Genomic DNA, 18194 nt, shown 5'->3' on the forward strand with positions numbered 1-18194 from the left:
TGCGCAAATACGGCACCAGGGGCTTCAGCCACCCGCGCCGACCAGCCAGCGGCCGACGCATGCGGACCCGGCGCGGGGCGCCCCGGCCGCGGGCTTGCCAGCGCGATGACGGCCCCGCGCCGGCAAGCGCCGTGCCTGCGCTCAGGCGTAGCGGGTGGAATCGGGCAGGCCGGCGTCGCGGAAGCCCTGCGCGCGCAGGCGGCAGGCGTCGCAATGGCCGCAGGCGCGGCCCTGGGCGTCGGCCTGGTAGCAGCTCACGGTGGCGCCGAAGTCCACGCCCAGGCGCGCGCCCTCGCGGGCGATGTCGGCCTTGCTCATGTGCATCAGCGGCGCGTGCACGCGCAGGCCGGCGCCTTCCACGCCGGCCTTGGTGGCGACGTTGGCGAGCCGCTCGAAGGCCTCGACGAAGGCCGGCCGGCAGTCCGGGTAGCCGGAGTAGTCGACCGCGTTGACGCCGCACCACAGGTCGGTGGAGCCGAGCACCTCGGCCCAGCCCAGCGCGATCGACAGCATGATGGTGTTGCGCGCCGGCACGTAGGTGACGGGGATGCCCTCGCCGCCCTCCTCGGGCACGTCGATGTCGGCGGTGAGCGCCGAGCCGCCGATGCTGCGCAGGTCCACCTGCACGGTCTTGTGCTCGACCGCGCCAAGCATTTGCGCCACGCGCGCGGCGGCATCCAGCTCCGAACTGTGGCGCTGGCCGTAGGCGACGCTGAGCGCATGCACCCGGAAACCCTGTTCGCGGGCGATGGCGATGGTGACGGCCGAGTCCATGCCGCCGGAAACGAGCACGACGGCCTTGCGGGGTGACGATGAAGTCATGGGATGTATCCACTCCTCGAATTCAGGCCGGTGATCCGGCCGAAGAAGCGCAGCCGGCAAGACAGGCCGGCGCGCGGAAAAAGCAGGAATGCGAGGAAGACTTGAAGAACGCGGCGCTCTTGTTCCTCACGCTTCCCGGGCGTCCGGCCTCAGCGCCCCGGCGTTTCGCCCCACAGCAGCTTGTGCAGCTGCAGCTGGAAGCGCACCGGCAGGCGGTCCTCCACGATCCATTCGGCCAGCTGGCGCGGCTCGACCGCGCCGTGCACGGGCGAGAACAGCACCATGCAGCGCCGGTCCAGCGCACGGTTCGCCACCTGCGTGCGCGCCCATTCGTAGTCGCCGCGGCTGGCGATCACGATCTTCAGCTGGTCGTGCGGGCGCAGGTGGTCGAGGTTGGACCACAGGTTGCGCGCGCTCTCGCCCGAGTCGGGCGCCTTGAGATCCATCACCTTGCGCACGCGCGGATCGACCGCGGAGACGTCCAGCGCGCCGGAGGTTTCCAGCGAGACTTCGTAACCGGCGTCGCACAGCCGCGCGAGCAGGATGGCGCAGCGCTTCTGCGCCAGCGGCTCGCCGCCGGTCACGCAGACGTGACGCGCGCCGTAGGCGGCCACCTCGGCCAGGATCGCGTCGATCTCGCGCCACTCGCCGCCGTGGAAGGAATACTCCGTATCGCACCACACGCAGCGCAGCGGGCAGCCGGTGAGGCGCACGAACACCGTGCGCCAGCCGATCGCGTCCGCCTCGCCCTGCAGCGAATGGAAGATCTCGGTGATGCGCAGCCGCCCGTCCGCGCCCGGACCCGGCGCGGACGGCGCCACGCTGGCACTGCCGACACTCACTGCAACGACCTCAGTTGGCCGACTGCTGCTGCAGCCGGCGCAGGCGTTCCTGGGCCAGTCCCGCGGCCTTGGAATGGGGATACTTGGCGGCCACCGACTGCAGCGTCGCCTTGGCGGCGTCGTTCTGCTTGAGCTCGAGCTGGCTGTAGCCGAGCTTGAGCAGCGCGTCGGGCGCCTTCTCGCTCTGCGGGAACTGCGACAGCAGTCGCTGGAACGCTTCCTGCGCCACCTGGTAGTTCATCGTCACGTAGTACGACTCGCCCAGCCAGTACCAGGCGTTGGGCGCGAGCGAACTGTTGGGGTACTGCTGGATGAAGCCGCGGAAGCCGCGCGAAGCCTGCACGTAGTCCCCGCCGCGCAACGACTGGAACGCCGTGTTGTAGGCCGCCTGCTCACCCGCCGCAGCCGGTGCCGGTGCCGGTGCGGCCTTGCCGCCCGTCGCCGGAGCCGGGGCCTGCGTTGCGGCAGCGGCCGGCGCCGCGGGAGTCGCCGCCGAGGCGCCGCCCGCAGGCGTCGCGCTCTGGCCCGCCGCGGGGGGCGCACCGCCATTCGGCGCGTTGCCATTCGGCGCGTTGCCGCCACCGGCCGCGCCTTCCAGCCGTCCAAGCCTGGAATCCAGGTCGACGTACTGGGCCTTGTTCTTGTCCTGGAGCTCCTGCAGCTGATGCTGCAGCTCCTCGATCTGACCTTGCTGCTGCTGGATCTGCGACTGCAGCTGCTGGATCTGGTTGACCAGCCCGGTGCCGCCCTGGCTCTGGCTCTGCGCCTGCTGCTCGAGCCGCGCGACGCGCTCGGCGAGACTGAGCCGCGAATCCTGCGCCAGGGCCGGAAAAGCGAAAAGCATGGCGGACGCGAACGCGCCCGCCATGCTCAGCCTGGTCATGTTGCGATGAGCCAGTTGCCGCTTCATTACTTCGCCGTGTAGACGATCTCGACGCGACGGTTCTTGCTCCAGCAATCCTCGTTGTGCTCGCGGCACACCGGCTTTTCCTTGCCGTAGGAGATCACGTTGAGCTGGCTGGCCGAGCCGCCGCTGGCCTGCAGCGCGCTGGACACGGCGTTGCCGCGGCGCTCGCCGAGGCCGAGGTTGTACTCACGGGTGCCGCGCTCGTCGGTGTTGCCTTCCAGGCGGATCTGGGCCGACGGACGATCCTGCAGGTACTTGGCGTGGCACGCCATGATCTGCTGGAACTCCGGCTTGATCTCATCCTTGTCGAAGTCGAAGTACACGACGCGCTGGCGCAGGCAGGCATCGGTATCGAGATCGGCCGGGGTGTACTTGCCGGAGGTGGTCTCGGGGGCGGTGGTGGTGGGCTCAGCCGGCGGCTGGGTTTCCTGGGGCTTGACGGCCTTCTTGGAGCAGGCAGCGGCGCCCAGGCAGAACAGGGCGACCAGTGCGACACGAGCGGTCTTATTCATGGTGACGTTCCTTCAAAACGGGTTTGAGTTCCGACAGTCAATGACGATTACGGTTACGGGACAGCAATCGCCGGTGGTCCGGCTGTTATTTTACGTTTTCACAACACCGGCAGCCGCGAAGCCGCGGCCGACCGTTACCACCAGCCAGGCGGCGAACCGCCATGGCCGAGACAACCGGATGGGTGCGAAGGGTCGCCACCCGGGCCCATCCTTAATGCACCCGTGGCGCACCGCCTGAGCGATGCGCCACAGAAAATCCACTCAAATCAACGCGGCCGGAACGGGCCCCAGGCCGGTTCACGCACGTCACCATCGGCGAGCACCAGGCGCTGGCGGACCATGCCGTCGGCCGAAACGGCATAGAGCACTCCCCGCCGCCCTTCCACCGCGGCATACAGCAGCATGCTGGCGTTCGGAGCAAAACTCGGGGATTCGTCGATCGGGCCTGGCGAAACGTACCGCACCTGTCCACCCAGGCTGCGATCCATGACGGCGATACGATACACGTTCCCGTTGCCCTGCACCATGGCGATCTGCTTGCCGTCGTAGCCCACGTCGGCCTCGGCGTTGTTCTGCCCCTGGAAGCTGATGCGGGTGGGGCTGCCGCCGCCCGCCGGCACCTGGTAGATCTGCGGCCGGCCCGAGCGGTCGGAGGTGAAATAGATGCTCTGGCCGTCCGGCGCCCAGTTCGGCTCGGTGTCGATGGCGAGGTTGGTGGTCAGCCGGGTCTCATGGCGCGAGGCCAGGTCGAGCACGAAGATTTCCGGGTTGCCCACGTAGGACAGCGACACCGCCAGCCGGCTGCCGTCCGGCGACCACGCCGGCGCGCCGTTGATGCCGCGCGCATGCGACTCCACCAGCTGGCGCGAGCCGGTGGTGATGTCCTGCACGTAGATGTTGGAGTTGCCGCTCTCGAAGGAGACGTAGGCGATCTTGTGGCCGTCCGGCGACCACGCCGGCGACAGCAGCGACTCGCGCGAGCGGGCCACCACCTGCGGGTTGTAGCCGTCCGAGTCGGCCACCACCAGCGAATAGGTGGTGTTGTTGCCCAGCCCCACCGCGGTGATGTAGGCGATGCGGGTCCAGAAGGCGCCGCGCACGCCGGTGATCTTCTCGTAGATGGCATCGGCGATCTGGTGGGCCACGCCACGCAGGTCGCCGGCCGGGGCGGTGTACGACTGGGCCAGCAGGCTCTGCTGCTTGTTGACGTCCCACAGTTCGTACTCAACCTTGACCATGCCGCCGCCGGCGTCGCTCAGGCGGCCGACGGTGATGAAGTCCTGCTTGAGCAGCCGCCAGGTGGCGAACTTGATGTCGGCGCCGCGCGAGGGCGTCTCCACGATCTCGCTCTTGGCCAGCGAGCGGAACTTGCCGGAGCGGTTGAAATCGTTGCGGATCACGTCGGCCACGTCGGTGGGCAGCGGCGCGCCGCCGGCCTGGGCGAAGGGCACCACGGTGATCGGCGTGGCGGTCTTCAGGCCGCCGGTGATCTCGATGTTGAGCGACTGGGCCCCGAGCGGCGCGGCGACCAGCGCGGCGGCGGCGAGGAGGAGGATGGAAAGGGCGGATCTCAGTATGCGCATGAGGGACTCATTGCGGCCGGAAGGTAAAGGTGAGGTTGCGCTGGAACACGCTTTCGAAACCCTTGTACGGCAGCGGCTGGGCGCGCAGCACGGCGTTTTCCACCGAGCGCCTGCCCGCCTCGTCGTAGGGGCAGCTGGGATCGACCTTGGCGCTCATCACGTCGCCGCCGGGCAGCTGGGTGATGTGCACCACGCATGGAACCGACGGCATGTTATCCGGCCTTAACCAATTCTGCGTGACCGCGTTCTGAACCGCGGCCAGGTACTGGCCGAGCAGGCCGGTGTCCGGGCCGTTGGTGCCGGTCTGCCGCTGCGCCGCCGGCGGCAGGTCGGGCAGGCCGTCGTTCTTGGCGTTCTCCAGGTCCTTCATCTGCTGCTGGGCCTGTTTGGCCTTGTTGTCCAGCTTCTTGGTCTGCGAGGCGGCCGCGTCCATCTTGGCGAACAGCTCGTCGATCTTCTTCTGTTCTTCCTTCTGCTTGGCCGCCTGGGCGTCCAGCTCGGCCTGGCGCTGGCGCTGTTTCTCTTCCTGCTCGTGCTTGGCGTCCTCTGCCTTCTGCAGGGCGTCGGCCACCACCTTTTCCTGGTCCTTGATGTCCGGGTGCTCGGGCGGCGGCGGCAGCGTCTTGACCACCGGCTTCTCCGGCTGGGGCGGCGGCGTGGGCGGCACGGCCGGCGGCGGCGGGGTGCTGTCGGGCACCGGCTTGGCCTTGATCGACTTGGGCGGCGGCGCCCCGGTGGGTCCGACCAGGGTGGCCTCGATCACCTGCCCCGGCAGCTCCAGCGGCTTGGCGCAGGCGATCGGGTTCCAGCTGGCGGGCAGGTGCAGCGCCTCGAACAGTTCCTCGTAGAACGAGCACGGCACGATCGCGAGCGCGAGGAAGCCCACGATGCCCAGATGCAGGATGGCGGAGACGACGACCGCCTTCGACGTGCCTTTACGGTCGTCCATGCGTCCCGCTCGACTCGGGCTGGCTCAGCAGGCCGATCTTGGACACGCCCGCCTGCTGCAGGATCGGCAGGATCAGGTACACCTTGCCGTAGTTGGCCCGCTCGTCGCCGGCCACCAGTACCTGCAGCCCGGGGTTGGCCTTCTGGTAGGCGGTGACGCGCGCCCGGAACTCCTCCGCGCTCACCGGCTCGCGCTTGGAGCCGGCGGTGCTCAGGTAGATCTGGCCGTTCTCGTCGACCGAGGCCACCAGCGGGTCCTTCTTGTCCTGCAGGGACTTGGCCTGGGTCTGCGGCAGCTGGATGTCCACGCCGAGGTTCATCATGGGCGCGGTGACCATGAAGATGATGAGCAGCACGAGCATCACGTCGATGTACGGCACGACGTTGATCTCGGACTTGAGCTTGAAGCGCTTGTGTCGCGTTGTACGCAGCATCGCCCTGCCCTCGCTCAGGCCGCCGCTTCGTCGGCCTGGATCTGCCGCTGCAGCACGGAGGAGAACTCCTCCTGGAACACGTCGTAGCGCGAGGCCACGCGCTCGACCTTGTTGGCGTAGCGGTTGTAGGCCCACACCGCCGGGATCGCGGCGAACAGGCCCATGGCGGTGGCGATCAGCGCCTCGGAAATATGCGGGGCGACCACCGCGATGGTCACGTCCTTCATCTCGCCCAGGCCCTGGAAGGCGCCCATGATGCCCCACACGGTGCCGAACAGGCCCACGTAGGGGCTGATGGAGCCGACGTTGGCGAGGAACTCGAGGTTGCGCTCGAGCTTGCCCAGCTCGCGGGTGCTGGCCACGCGCATGGCGCGCTCGGCGCTCTCCATCACCGTGCGCAGGTCGCGCACGCGGCGCTGGCGCTGGCGGGCGAACTCGCGGAAGCCGGATTCGAAGATCGACTCCATGCCCCCGTTGCCCTCGCCGCGGCCGCTCACCTCACGGAACAACTGGGCCAGGTCGCCGCCGGACCAGAAGCGCTCCTCGAAGCCCTCCACGTCCTCGGAGGCGGCCTTCATCTGCGAGTACTTGCGCACGATGATGACCCAGGACAGGAAGGAGAACAGCAGCAGCACGAGCATTACCAGCTGCACGGGCAGGCTCGCTTCCGCGACCAGCTTGAAAATGTTCAGTCCACCGTTCATGGCTTAGAGGTTCTCCAGCGGGAGTAGTTGTCAGGAGGCGAGGCCGGGCATGGCGCCGTCCGGTATCCGCACCGGCACCATGCGCTGCACGTCCACACAGGCCACGCGCACCTGCGCGCGGAGCAGTTCGGTGCCGTCGTGCCGGCGGATCGACTGGGCGAAAAGGATACTGGCAGCGCGCCGTCCTTGGACTTCCACCGTCACCGTCAGTTCATCGTCCAGCCGGGCGGCCTTGAGGAAATCGAGCTGCATGGTGCGCACCAGGAAGGCCAGGCCCGTGCTCTCCTGCAGGTCCGCCTGGCCCACGCCCCGCGCGCGCAGCCATTCGGTGCGCGCGCGCTCGAGGAAGCGCACGTAGCTGGCGTGGTAGACCACCCCGCCCGCGTCGGTGTCTTCCCAGTAGACGCGGACGGGCCAGGCGAAGGCGGTGTTGGCGGGAATCGAAGTCATGGAGAAGGCCGAAGGGGAGATACGAGCCGGGTGCAGCGGGATACGGGATCAGGCACCGGCAGCCCGAAGCATGGCATGGAGCGCGGGGAGGATGCCTGCCTTGCCGGCCCTCAACCGTCGTCGCGGTCGAACAGGTCGGCCGCCGCCGCTTGCCGCGGCGGCGGCGCCAGCCCGAGGTGGCGCCAGCCCTTGGCGCTGGCCATGCGGCCGCGCGCGGTGCGCACCAGGAAGCCCTGCTGGATCAGGTAGGGCTCGACCACGTCCTCCAGCGTGCCGCGGTCCTCGCTGAGCGCGGCGGCGAGGGATTCCACGCCCACCGGGCCGCCGTCGAAGTTCTCGATGATGATGGCGAGCAGGCGCCGGTCCAGTTCGTCGAAGCCCTCGGCGTCCACCTTCAGCATATCCATCGCCGCCTGCGCGGCGGCGCGGGTGATGTGGCCGCCGGCGCGCACCTCGGCGTAGTCGCGCACCCGGCGCAGCAGGCGGTTGGCGATGCGCGGGGTGCCGCGCGCGCGGCGCGCGATCTCCTGCGCGCCCTCCGTCTCGCAGGCGATGCCGAGGATGCGCGCGGCACGGCGCACGATGGCGGTCAGCTCGTCCGGCGTATAGAACTCCAGCCGCTGCACGATGCCGAAGCGGTCGCGCAGCGGCGCGGTGAGCAGGCCGGCGCGGGTGGTGGCGCCGATCAGGGTGAACGGCGGCAGGTCCAGCTTGATCGAGCGCGCGGCCGGGCCCTCGCCGATCATGATGTCGATCTGGAAATCCTCCATCGCCGGATAGAGCACCTCCTCCACCACCGGCGAGAGGCGGTGGATCTCGTCCACGAACAGCACATCGTTCGGCTCGAGGTTGGTGAGCAGCGCGGCGAGGTCGCCGGCGCGCTCGAGCACCGGCCCGGAGGTGGAGCGCAGGCTCACGCCCAGTTCGTTGGCGATCACGTGCGAGAGCGTGGTCTTGCCCAGGCCCGGCGGGCCGAAGATCAGCACGTGGTCGAGCGCGCCGGCGCGCCGCTTGGCCGCCTCGATGTAGATCGACAACTGCTCGCGCACCGCCTCCTGGCCGAGGTATTCGCCCAGCCGCTTGGGGCGGATCGAGGCTTCCAGCGCGTCGTCGTCGAGCTGCGCGGCAGCGGTGATGATGCGGTGATCGGGCATTGAGGAGCCGGGAATGGGGAATCGGGAATGGGGAATCGGCAGAAGCTCCCCGGGCCATTCTACTATTCCCGACTCCCTATTCCCGACTCCCGTCCACTCAGATCTCGACCTGCGCCCCCAGCTCGATCAGCCGGTTGCCGGGGATCTGGAAGAACGCCGTGGCCGGCAGCGCGTTGCGGGCCAGGAAGGCGAACAGCTTGTCGCGCCACAGCGCCATGCCGGGGCGGCGCTTGTCCGCCACGATGTTCTCGCGCGAGAGGAAGAAGGTGGTGTCCATCAGGTCGAAGGCGAGGCCCGCGCGCGAGCACTGCGAGAGCGCCAGCGGGATGTTCGGATCCTCGGCGAAGCCGAAGCGCAGCTCCAGCCCGTAGAACTCCCCGCCCAGCTCGCCGATGTGGATGCGCTCCTCCGCCTCGGCCACCGGCGTCTCCAGCACCTCCACCGTGAGCAGCACGTTGCGCTCGTGCAGCACCTTGTTGTGCTTGAGGTTGTGCAGCAGCGCATGCGGCACCGCGCGCTGGTTGGCGGTGAGGAATACCGCGGTGCCCGGCACCCGCAGCGGCGGATGGTCGGCGATGTTCTCGATGAAGGGCTGCAGCGCCAGCCCGCCCTGCTTGATCTCGCGCATCACCAGGTCGCGGCCGCGGCGCCAGGTGGTCATGGTGGCGAACACCACGATGCCGAGCACCAGCGGGAACCAGCCGCCGTGCGCGATCTTGAGCATGTTGGCGGAGAAGAACGACAGGTCCAGGCAGAGGAAGAACGCGCCGGCCAGGATCACCGCCGGCCAGCCCCAGTTCCAGCGCTTGCGCGCCACCACCAGGGCGAGGAGGGTGGTGATGGTCATGGTGCCGGTCACCGCGATGCCGTAGGCCGCGCCGAGGTTGGCCGAGCTCCTGAACAGCAGGATCGCCACGATCACCATCACCAGCAGCAGCCGGTTGATGCCCGGCACGAACACCTGGCCCGAAAGCTCGCGCGAGGTGTGCACCACTGCCATGCGCGGCGAATAGCCCAGCGACATCGCCTCGCGCGTCATCGAGAAGGCGCCGGAGATCACCGCCTGCGAGGCGATCACCGCCGCCGCGGTGGACAGCACCACCATCGGATACAGCAGCGGCCCGGGCACCAGGCGGTAGAACGGGTTCTCGATCGCCTGCGGCTCCACGATCAGCAGCGCGCCCTGGCCGAAGTAGTTGAGCAGCAGCGCGGGCAGCACGAAGCCGAACCAGGCCAGGCGGATCGGCTTCTTGCCGAAGTGGCCCATGTCCGCATAGAGCGCCTCGGTACCCGTCACCGCCAGCACTACGCCGCCCAGGGCGATGAAGGAGCTGCGGCCGTGGCTCTGCAGGAACTCCACCGCGTACCACGGGTTGAGCGCGTAGAGCACCTTCGGATACTGCGCGATCTGGTGGATGCCGAGCGCGGCCAGCGCCAGGAACCACACCACCATCACCGGCGCGAACAGCTTGCCCACGCGCGTCGTGCCATGCCGCTGCACGGAGAACAGCGCCACCATGATCACCAGGCAGATCGGCACCACGTAGTCCGCCAGCGCCGGCGCGGCCACCTCCAGGCCCTCCACCGCGCCGAGCACCGAGATCGCCGGCGTGATCACGCCGTCGCCGTAGAACAGCGCGGCGCCGAAGATGGCGAGCCCCGCCAGCACCCAGCGCAGCCGGGGCACCGCGCCGATCGAGCGCTGTGCCAGCGCCATCAGCGCCATGATGCCGCCCTCGCCCTTGTTGTCCGCACGCATCACGAAGATCACGTACTTGAGCGAGACCACCATGATCAGCGACCAGAACACCAGCGACAGCACGCCGAGCACGGCGGACTGGGTGACTGTCATCCCGTGCGTGCCGAGGATTTCCTGCATGGTGTACAGCGGGCTGGTGCCGATGTCGCCGTACACCACGCCGACCGCGCCCAGCGTGAGGGCGGCGAGGCGGCGCTTGGTTTCCGCCGCGGACAATTGCTCCTGGCTCACGATCTCTTCAACTCCCCAGTGCGGCGCGCAGCGCCTTGCGGATGATGGCCTCGGCGCCGTCGCCGTCGGCGGCGACCTTCTGCACCAGCCGTGTCACCTCGGCCGGCTTGTAGCCGAGCTGCTGCAGGGCCACGGTGGCCTCGCCCGCCGCGTCGAGCGGCGCGCCGCCGGCGCCCGCGGGCAGGCCCGGCAGGCTGACGCCGATGCCCTCCACGCGGTCGCGCAGCTCCACCACGATGCGCTCGGCGGTCTTCTTGCCGATGCCCGGGATCTTGGTCAGCGCCACCACGTCGCCGGCCTGCACCAGCCGCGCGAAGTCGGCGGTGGAGACGCCCGAGAGCACCGCCAGCGCGATCTTGGCGCCGATGCCGGAGACCTTCTGCAGGTTGCGGAACAGCGCGCGCTCGGCCTCATGCAGGAAGCCGTACAACGCCACGCTGTCCTCCTTCACCGCGTAGTGGGTGAGCAGGGTCACTTCCTTGCCGGTGGGAGGGAGGTCGTAGATGGTGGACATCGGCGCCTCCAGCTCGTAGCCGATGCCGCCCACCTCGACCAGCAGCCACGGCGGCTGCTTGGACACCAGGATGCCGCGCAGGCGCCCGATCATCGACCGCGCCTCCAGGCCGCGCGGGGGATGCCCACCCGGCCGAGGCTGGCGCGGGTGTGCGCGTGCGTCACCGCGATCGCCAGCGCGTCGGCGGCGTCCGCCTGCAGCGGCCCCTTGAGGCCGAGCAGCACGCCGATCATGTGTTGCACCTGGGTCTTGTCACCGCGGCCGCTGCCGACCACCGCCTGCTTCACTTCCGTCGCTGCGTATTCGTGCACCACGATCCCCTGACTCACCACCGCACAGATCGCGGCACCCCTCGCCTGGCCCAGCTTCAGGGCCGAATCCGCATTGCGCGCCATGAACACGCGCTCGATCCCGCACTCGGCCGGCCGATGCGCGGCGATGATGTCATTCAACTCGTCAAAAATGCGTTTCAGGCGCAGCGGGAAGCTGGCCTCGCCGGCCACCGCCAGCGCGCCGTGGAACACGTGCGTGAGGCGCCCGGCGTCGTCCACGTCGATGATGCCGACGCCGGTGCGCTGGCTGCCCGGGTCGATACCGAGGACGCGCGTCATCGCGGGCAGCCCCTGCCCTGGCAGGCCGGCCGCCTCACTCGCTCGTCGGCAGCAGGGCGTTGTGATAGACCTCGCTCACGTCGTCCAGCGCATCGAGCTTGGCCAGCAGGTCCTGCAGGGTCTCGACCGCCTCCTCCGGCACCGCCACGCGGTTGTTCGGGCGCATGCCCACGCCGGCGTGCAGCGGGTGCAGGCCGGCGCCGAGCAGCGCCTGCTGCACTGCCCCGAAGGCCTCCGGCGCGCACAGCACGGTGCTCTCGCCGTCCTCGTTGACCACGTCGTCGGCGCCGGCTTCCAGCGCCGCCTCCAGCACCTTCTCCTCCTGCGCCTCGTCGCCCTCGGTGGCGAAGGCCAGCTCGCCGCAGCGGGTGAATTGGAACGACACCGAGCCGCTGGTGCCCAGGTTGCCGCCGTGCTTGCTGAGCGCGTGGCGCACGTCGGCCACGGTGCGGGTGGCGTTGTCGGTGAAGCAGTCGATGATCAGGGCCACGCCGCCGGGGCCGTAGCCCTCGTAGCGCACCTCTTCCAGCTTGGCGCCGCCGTCGGCGCCGGAGGCGCGCTTGATCGCGCGCTCGATGTTGTCCTTGGGCATGTTGACCGCGAGCGCCTTGTCCACCGCCGCGCGCAGGGCCGCGTTGAGCGTCGGGTCGGGCACGCCGCCGCGGGTGGCGATGGTGATTTCGCGGATCAGCTTGGTGAACACCTTGCCGCGCTTGGCGTCTTCGGCGTTCTTGCGACCTTCGATGGAGGGGCCTCTACCCATGGGCGATTCCTGAAGCGGGTGGCTGGATGGACAAGCGGGCGATTTTACCGCATGCCGCGGCCGCTCTCACGCCCGCGCCAGCGCCGGCGGGTGTGCGTCGAAGCGCCCCTGGCGCAGGAAGCAGGTCACCTGCCGCGCTACCTCGGCCGACAGCAGCAGGCCAGTATGGCTGGTTTCGACCACGCAATGGTCCGCCAGCCCCGGCAGGCGTGTCTCCTCCACCGCCACGGTGCCGTCGTGGCGGCCCTCCAGGTGGCCGAGCATGGCGCCCAGGCCGAGCGGCATGCAGCCGGCGATCATGCCGACCTCGCGCGGGCCGTCCCAGCGCTCCAGCCCCAGCTCGAGCAGGGCGCGATTGGGGCCGAGCAGCACCTCGCTACCGCGCCACCAGGCGGCGAAGGCGCGCGCCGCGGCGCTGCCCTTGAGCGGCGAGCCGAGGCAGACCACGCGCCCCGGCGGCAGCTCGGCGGCGGCGAGGCAGGCGCGCAGCGCCAGCAGGCCGCCCAGGCTGTGCCCGACCAGATGCACCGGCGAGGGCGCAAGCCCGGCGATGCGCGCCTGCAGCCGCGCCAGGATGTGCTCCTGAGTGGCCGCCACGCTGCGGTAGTCGAAGCGGTGGACGCGGAAGCCCGCCTCCATCAACCGGCGGTGCAGCACGCCCAGCGCGAAACCGCGCATCCACAAACCGTGCAGGAGGATGACGTGGTCGGTCATGCGGGACGGGCGGCGAAGGACGTGTGGGCCGACGGTACCACGCGGACACCGCCGGCCGGATGACAGGCCCGTGGCCGCTCAGCCCGAAGTCAGTCGGCGTCCGCCGTGGCGGCCACCGCCACGTGCAGTTCCTTGAGCTGCGCCTCGCTCACCGGCGAGGGCGCGTCGGTCATCAGGTCCTGCGCGCTGGTGGTCTTGGGGAAGGCGATCACGTCGCGGATCGACTCGGTGCCCGCCATCAGCGCCGCGATGCGGTCGATGCCGAAGGCCAGGCCGCCGTGCGGCGGCGCGCCGAACTTGAGCGCCTTGAGCAGGAAGCCGAACTTGGCCTCCGCCTCCTCCGCGCCGATGCCGAGCAGCTCGAACACCGCCCGCTGCATCTCCGGCCGGTGGATGCGGACGGAGCCGCCGCCGATCTCGTTGCCGTTGAGCACCATGTCGTAGCCGCGGCTCACCGCGGTGGCGGCGTGCGCGCGCAGCTCCTCGATGTCGTCGACCTTGGGCGCGGTGAACGGGTGATGCAGGGCCACGAAGCGCTGTGCTTCCTCGTCGTACTCGAACATCGGGAAGTCGGTAACCCACAGCGGCTTCCAGCCGTCCTCGACCAGGCCGCGGTCCTTGCCGACCTTCAGGCGCAGCACGCCCATGAAGTCGGTGACGGCCTTCCACGTGCCGGCGCCGACGAACACCATGTCGCCGCTCTGAGCACCCGCCGCCGCGAGCACGGCTTCCAGCGCCGCGTCGTCGAGGAACTTCGCCACCGGCGAGTTGATGCCCTCGCGACCCTTGGCGCGGTCGTCCACGCGCAGCCAGGCCAGGCCCTTGGCGCCGTGCTTGGCGACCAGCTGGGTCAGGCCGTCGATGTCCTTGCGCGAATAGGCCGCGCCGCCCGGCGCGCGCAGCGCCACCACGCGGCCGGCCGGGTCGTTGGCCGGCTCGGCGAACACCTTGAACTCGACGTGCTTCACCGCCTCGGCGATGTCCACCAGCTCCAGCGGGTTGCGCAGGTCCGGCTTGTCCGAGCCGTAGCGGCGCATGGCCTCGGCCCAGGTCATGCGCGGGAAGCTCGGCGCCAGCTCGACGCCGCGCACTTCCTTGAACACGTGGCGAATCAGCGCCTCCACGAAGTCCTGCACGTCCTGCTCTTCCACGAAGGCGAACTCGAGGTCGAGCTGGGTGAACTCGGGCTGGCGGTCGGCGCGCAGGTCCTCGTCGCGGAAGCAGCGGGCGATCTGGTAGTAGCGGTCGAAGCCCGCCATCATCAGGATCTGCTTGAACAGCTGCGGCGACTGCGGCAGCGCGTAGAACTGCCCCCCGTGCACGCGGCTGGGCACCAGGTAGTCGCGCGCGCCCTCGGGCGTGGCCTTGGTGAGGATCGGCGTCTCGATGTCCTGGAAGCCGCGCGCGTCGAGGTAGCGGCGCAGCGCCTGCACCAGCTTGATGCGCGTGCGCAGCATCTTCTGCATCGCCGGGCGGCGCAGGTCGAGGTAGCGGTAGGTCATCCGCAGGTCCTCGTTCGGGCTCTCGTGCAGCGCGAATGGCAGGTCCTTGGCGGCGTTGAGGATCTCCACCGAGTCGGCCAGCAGCTCCACCGTGCCGGTCTTGAGCTTCTCGTTCACCGACAGGCGCTTGCGGACGGTGCCGGTGACGCGCAGGCAGTACTCGTAGCCCAGCTCGCCCGCCACCGCGAAAGCGTCCGCGTTCTCGCGCTCCACCACCACCTGCGCGATGCCCTCGTGGTCGCGCAGGTCGACGAAGGCGACGTGGCTCTGCAGGCGAAGGGTGTCGACCCAGCCGCACAGGGTGACGGTCTGGCCGACCAGGGCCTCGTCGATGAGGCCACAGTAATGCGTGCGCATGCGCTTGGAACTCCGGAGCCGCAGGGGCGGCATGAAGACGTGGAAAAGTCCGGAATGGTAGCACCGGGTGCCCGCCGGCGAAGCGCATCGCGCCGGCGGGCCGCGGGGGAGGCCGGTCAGCGCCGGGTGATCACGAAACGCCCGCGGCAGCCGCGGTCGACCCAGATGCCGTCGCGGTTGACGCCCCAGTTGTAGCCCTCGCGGCAGCGGGTGTCGGAGTCGTTGTTGACCAGCCGCACGTCGCTGCGGCGATCCAGCCGCACCGGGCACAGGCGGTAGCGGCCGTCCACGCTGCCGCACTGGATGCTCACCTGGCCACCCCAGCCGGGACGATCGTCGTCGCCCCAGCCCGGCGGGCGGCCGCCGCCCCAACCAGGCCGGTCGCCGCCGCCCCAGCCGCGGGACTCGACGAACTGCCCGCGGCAGCCCTGGTCGACCCAGATGGCGCCGCGCTCGAAGCCCCAGTTCCGGCCGCGGACGCAGCGCGTCCTGGAATCCTGGCGCACCATGTCGGCGCCGCGCCAATCCACTTCGCAGCGCGCATAGCGGCCGTTGACGCTGCCGCAAGTGACCGTGCCGCGCTGCGCCTGCGCGGCGGGCGCCGCCATCAGCGAGAGGCCGGCGAGCAGGCCCATGGCCACACCCCAAAACACCTTGTTCATACCCAGCCCTCCAGTTAAGGGAGCGCCACGCTAGCGGGCGGCCCCCAAACCGTCATTGAACAAGATTCTGCGCCCGGCGCGACGGCCTGGGCGAGAGGTTTTTTCAGTCGCTCGTCGGGGTGGACGGCGCCGGCGCCGGGGCCGGCGCGGGAGCGGCGGCCGAACTTCCCGAGGGCTCGCTGCGCTCGCCGGCCAGGTTGCTCTTCTTGTCGCCGTCCTTCTTGAAGTCCGTCTCGTACCAACCGCTGCCGGCCAGGCGGAACGCCGGCGCGCTCAGGCGGCGGTGCACGCGCGGGGCGCCGCAGCTGGGACAGGTTTCGGGATCGGCGTCGGACAGCTTCTGCAGGCGGTCGAAGCGGTAGCCGCACTGGCCGCACTCAAATTCGTAGATGGGCATTCGATGACTCCGGGCCGGCGCCCCGCCGGGGGCACCGCATGACTGCGCAGATTATCGAGCCAATCCGGCCGATTTCAATGCGAGGCGCCGCCAGCGGCGGCGGCCCTCCCCACGGCGGCAGCCGCAATACCTTGCGCACCCGCCGGTCGCGACATTTGGACACATAGACGTCCAAATAAAGGTTTACCCACAAATTCTTGACGCATAGGCTGCACGCCCTTTCTCCCATGCTCGAACACGGAGTTCCACCGATGAAGCATCATCGCCAGGCGATCCAGCTCGCCCGCCTTCCCGCAGCGCTGCTGCTCGCCCTCGGTGCCACGACCACCTTCGCGCAGGACGGCGACGCATCGGCCAGGACCAAGAACCTGGACACCGTCATCGTCACCGGCACGCACGCCGACAACCGCACCGAAGCCAGCTCGCTGGCGCCGATCGACGTGGTGTCGTCCAAGGTGCTGCGCCAGAGCGGCACCACCGAGCTCTCCACCGCGCTGGCCCGCATCATCCCCTCGCTCACCTTCCCGCGCCCGACCGCCGCCGACACCGCCGACTCGCAGCGCCCCGCGCAGCTGCGCGGCCTCTCGCCCGACCAGGTGCTGGTGCTGGTGAACGGCAAGCGCTGGCACCCGGGCGCGATCCTCCTCACCAACGGCGTGCTCGGCCGCGGCTCGCAGGCGGTGGACCTCAACACCATCCCGGTGGCCGCCGTGGACCACATCGAGGTGCTGCGCGACGGCGCCTCCGCGCAGTACGGCTCCGACGCCATCGCCGGCGTGATCAACGTGGTGCTGAAGAAGGGCGCCCAGGGCGGCGAGGTGGACCTCACCGGCGGCCAGTACGCGGCCGGCGACGGCCGCCAGTGGCAGGGCTCGGCCAACTTCGGCCTGCCGCTCAACAACGACCGGGGCTGGATCCGCTTCACCCTGCAGAACGGCCACCAGGACTACACCAACCGCGCCGAGCCCAACCGCACGCGCCCGTGGGAAGGCACCACCCAGCGCTACGGCGACCCGGCGGTGAGCGACCACAACCTGCTGCTCAACGCGCAGTACGACCTCAACACCGGCGCGCAGCTCTACGCCTTCGGCCACATCGGCAACCGCAACAGCACCTCGCCGGCGTTCTTCCGCAACCTGGCCAACAGCAACTCGGTGCCCTCGCTCTACCCCAACGGCTACCTGCCGCTGGAGAACGCCGACTCCACCGACAAGTCGCTGGTGGTGGGCGTGCGCGGCAAGACCGCCGGCGGCTGGCGCTGGGACGTGAGCGGCAACTACGGCGGCGACCGCGTCTCCTACGCCACCCGCAACAGCGTCAACCGTGCCTTCCTGCACGACTTCGGCACCAGCCCCACCGCGTTCCACGACGGCATCCTGCGCGACTCGCAGCAGGCCTTCGACGTGGACCTCGCCAAGGACTTCAACTGGGGCTTCCTGCCCAACCCGGTCACCGTGGCCTTCGGCGCCGAATACCTGCGCCAGGCCGAACCCGACGGTGCTGGACGCGCTGGGCGTCAACCTGAAGCGCATCGACCGCCGCGACCAGTACGGCCTGCTGGCCGACAGCACGCCGCGCAGCAAACTGATCCTCAACGGCCTCTACACCGTGGGCCACTGGAGCGTGAACGGCACCGTGACCCGCTACGGCCGCTGGGTGTCCTACAACTCCACCAACCCGGCCCTGGACCAGACCTTCGGCCACAAGTGGCTGCTGGATCTCGCCCTCAACTACAACCTCGACAACTGGACCTTCACCCTCGGCGCGGACAACGTGTTCAACACCCATCCGGACCGCGTGATCGCCGCCAACGACAACAACGGCACCATGCCCTACAGCGGCTTCTCGCCGTTCGGCTTCAACGGCGCCTACGGCTACGGCAAGATCGCCTACCACTGGTAAGGCGGCCTTTCCTGGCGACAAAAAATCCCGGCTTCGGCCGGGATTTTTTTTGCCGGCGATCGGCCGGCCGGCGCGCCGCGCGCCCGACCGGCAGCGTCAGGATGTCGCATGCCCGTGCCGACCGGTCCGGCGGCGCCGGACTTTCGCCCCTGCGCATGAAATTGCGCCCCATCCCCTCATGCGGAACGGCCCCCGCCTTCGCCACGGCGTTGTGCCGCCACGAACGTTTTAGCCATCCAAACCCCGGCCGGCCGCAAGAAACAATTGCAGAAACACGCCTGTGACGGCTTGCTTAAGAATACGTTACGGCATTGTTGACGCATCGCAACATCCGTCATAGCCTCGAAACATCGCAGCCGGGGAAAACACATGCTGCGAGGCACGACACAAGCGGTCCAGTAGTCACCTACGCATTGAACGCCACTG

General features: G+C 69.5%; 19 protein-coding genes. 1 reads left to right on the forward strand and 18 read right to left on the reverse strand.

Going from position 1 to position 18194, the window contains the following annotated elements:
* Positions 1–141 precede the first annotated feature (141 nt).
* The 18 genes from queC to ACH65_RS13565 all read right to left on the reverse strand — a co-directional run bounded on the left by queC (position 142) and on the right by ACH65_RS13565 (position 15866).
* Positions 142–822 (reverse strand): 7-cyano-7-deazaguanine synthase QueC, encoded by a 681-nt coding sequence (gene queC, locus ACH65_RS13480; RefSeq protein ID WP_049623126.1) that lies wholly within the window; start codon positions 820–822, stop codon positions 142–144.
* A gap of 149 nt (positions 823–971) precedes the next feature.
* On the reverse strand, positions 972–1664 hold the full coding sequence (gene queE, locus ACH65_RS13485) for a 7-carboxy-7-deazaguanine synthase QueE (protein ID WP_425478304.1): 693 nt from the start codon (positions 1662–1664) through the stop codon (positions 972–974).
* A gap of 10 nt (positions 1665–1674) precedes the next feature.
* Positions 1675–2574 (reverse strand): tol-pal system protein YbgF, encoded by a 900-nt coding sequence (gene ybgF, locus ACH65_RS13490; RefSeq protein ID WP_202594211.1) that lies wholly within the window; start codon positions 2572–2574, stop codon positions 1675–1677.
* Positions 2574–3083, reverse strand: coding sequence for a peptidoglycan-associated lipoprotein Pal (gene pal / locus ACH65_RS13495; protein WP_049623128.1), 510 nt, complete (start codon positions 3081–3083; stop codon positions 2574–2576). The genes ybgF and pal overlap by 1 nt, the downstream gene beginning before the upstream one ends.
* Before the next feature lie 266 nt (positions 3084–3349).
* Positions 3350–4666, reverse strand: coding sequence for a Tol-Pal system beta propeller repeat protein TolB (tolB, locus tag ACH65_RS13500; protein WP_049623129.1), 1317 nt, complete (start codon positions 4664–4666; stop codon positions 3350–3352).
* A gap of 7 nt (positions 4667–4673) precedes the next feature.
* Positions 4674–5615, reverse strand: a complete 942-nt coding sequence (locus tag ACH65_RS13505) for a cell envelope integrity TolA family protein (RefSeq protein WP_049623130.1) — start codon at positions 5613–5615, stop codon at positions 4674–4676.
* Positions 5602–6048, reverse strand: coding sequence for a protein TolR (gene tolR, locus ACH65_RS13510; protein WP_049623131.1), 447 nt, complete (start codon positions 6046–6048; stop codon positions 5602–5604). The genes ACH65_RS13505 and tolR overlap by 14 nt, the downstream gene beginning before the upstream one ends.
* Positions 6049–6062: 14 nt before the next feature.
* Positions 6063–6752 (reverse strand): protein TolQ, encoded by a 690-nt coding sequence (tolQ, locus tag ACH65_RS13515; RefSeq protein ID WP_049623132.1) that lies wholly within the window; start codon positions 6750–6752, stop codon positions 6063–6065.
* A gap of 30 nt (positions 6753–6782) precedes the next feature.
* Entirely contained in the window at positions 6783–7202 is a 420-nt protein-coding gene (ybgC, locus tag ACH65_RS13520; protein ID WP_049623133.1) for a tol-pal system-associated acyl-CoA thioesterase, read from the reverse strand.
* Between the two features lie 110 nt (positions 7203–7312).
* Positions 7313–8356, reverse strand: a complete 1044-nt coding sequence (ruvB, locus tag ACH65_RS13525) for a Holliday junction branch migration DNA helicase RuvB (protein WP_049623134.1) — start codon at positions 8354–8356, stop codon at positions 7313–7315.
* A 97-nt stretch (positions 8357–8453) separates the two neighbouring features.
* Positions 8454–10346, reverse strand: a complete 1893-nt coding sequence (locus ACH65_RS13530) for a potassium transporter Kup (RefSeq protein ID WP_237561518.1) — start codon at positions 10344–10346, stop codon at positions 8454–8456.
* A gap of 7 nt (positions 10347–10353) precedes the next feature.
* Positions 10354–10953, reverse strand: a complete 600-nt coding sequence (ruvA, locus tag ACH65_RS13535; protein WP_049623136.1) for a Holliday junction branch migration protein RuvA — start codon at positions 10951–10953, stop codon at positions 10354–10356.
* Positions 10950–11471: a crossover junction endodeoxyribonuclease RuvC gene (gene ruvC, locus ACH65_RS13540; RefSeq protein WP_049623137.1), complete on the reverse strand. Its 522-nt coding sequence runs from the start codon at positions 11469–11471 to the stop codon at positions 10950–10952. The genes ruvA and ruvC overlap by 4 nt, the downstream gene beginning before the upstream one ends.
* Before the next feature lie 34 nt (positions 11472–11505).
* A complete protein-coding gene (locus ACH65_RS13545; RefSeq protein ID WP_049623138.1) occupies positions 11506–12234 on the reverse strand; it encodes a YebC/PmpR family DNA-binding transcriptional regulator in 729 nt (242 codons plus the stop codon).
* 66 nt (positions 12235–12300) lie between these two features.
* A complete protein-coding gene (locus ACH65_RS13550; protein WP_049623139.1) occupies positions 12301–12948 on the reverse strand; it encodes an esterase/lipase family protein in 648 nt (215 codons plus the stop codon).
* 89 nt (positions 12949–13037) lie between these two features.
* Positions 13038–14807, reverse strand: coding sequence for an aspartate--tRNA ligase (gene aspS, locus ACH65_RS13555; protein WP_049623140.1), 1770 nt, complete (start codon positions 14805–14807; stop codon positions 13038–13040).
* 116 nt (positions 14808–14923) lie between these two features.
* The gene (locus ACH65_RS13560; RefSeq protein ID WP_049623141.1) at positions 14924–15469 is read right to left on the reverse strand and encodes a DUF3011 domain-containing protein; all 546 of its coding nucleotides are present in this window, start codon (positions 15467–15469) and stop codon (positions 14924–14926) included.
* 103 nt (positions 15470–15572) lie between these two features.
* Positions 15573–15866, reverse strand: coding sequence for an FmdB family zinc ribbon protein (locus tag ACH65_RS13565; protein WP_049623142.1), 294 nt, complete (start codon positions 15864–15866; stop codon positions 15573–15575).
* A 251-nt stretch (positions 15867–16117) separates the two neighbouring features.
* Between ACH65_RS13565 and ACH65_RS13570 the strand changes: the two genes are divergently transcribed.
* Positions 16118–18052 (forward strand): TonB-dependent receptor plug domain-containing protein, encoded by a 1935-nt coding sequence (locus ACH65_RS13570; RefSeq protein ID WP_425478305.1) that lies wholly within the window; start codon positions 16118–16120, stop codon positions 18050–18052.
* Positions 18053–18194: the final 142 nt, after the last annotated feature.

This window comes from Frateuria defendens, from assembly GCF_001182895.1.
GTDB classification, from domain to species: Bacteria; Pseudomonadota; Gammaproteobacteria; order Xanthomonadales; family Rhodanobacteraceae; genus Frateuria_B; species Frateuria_B defendens.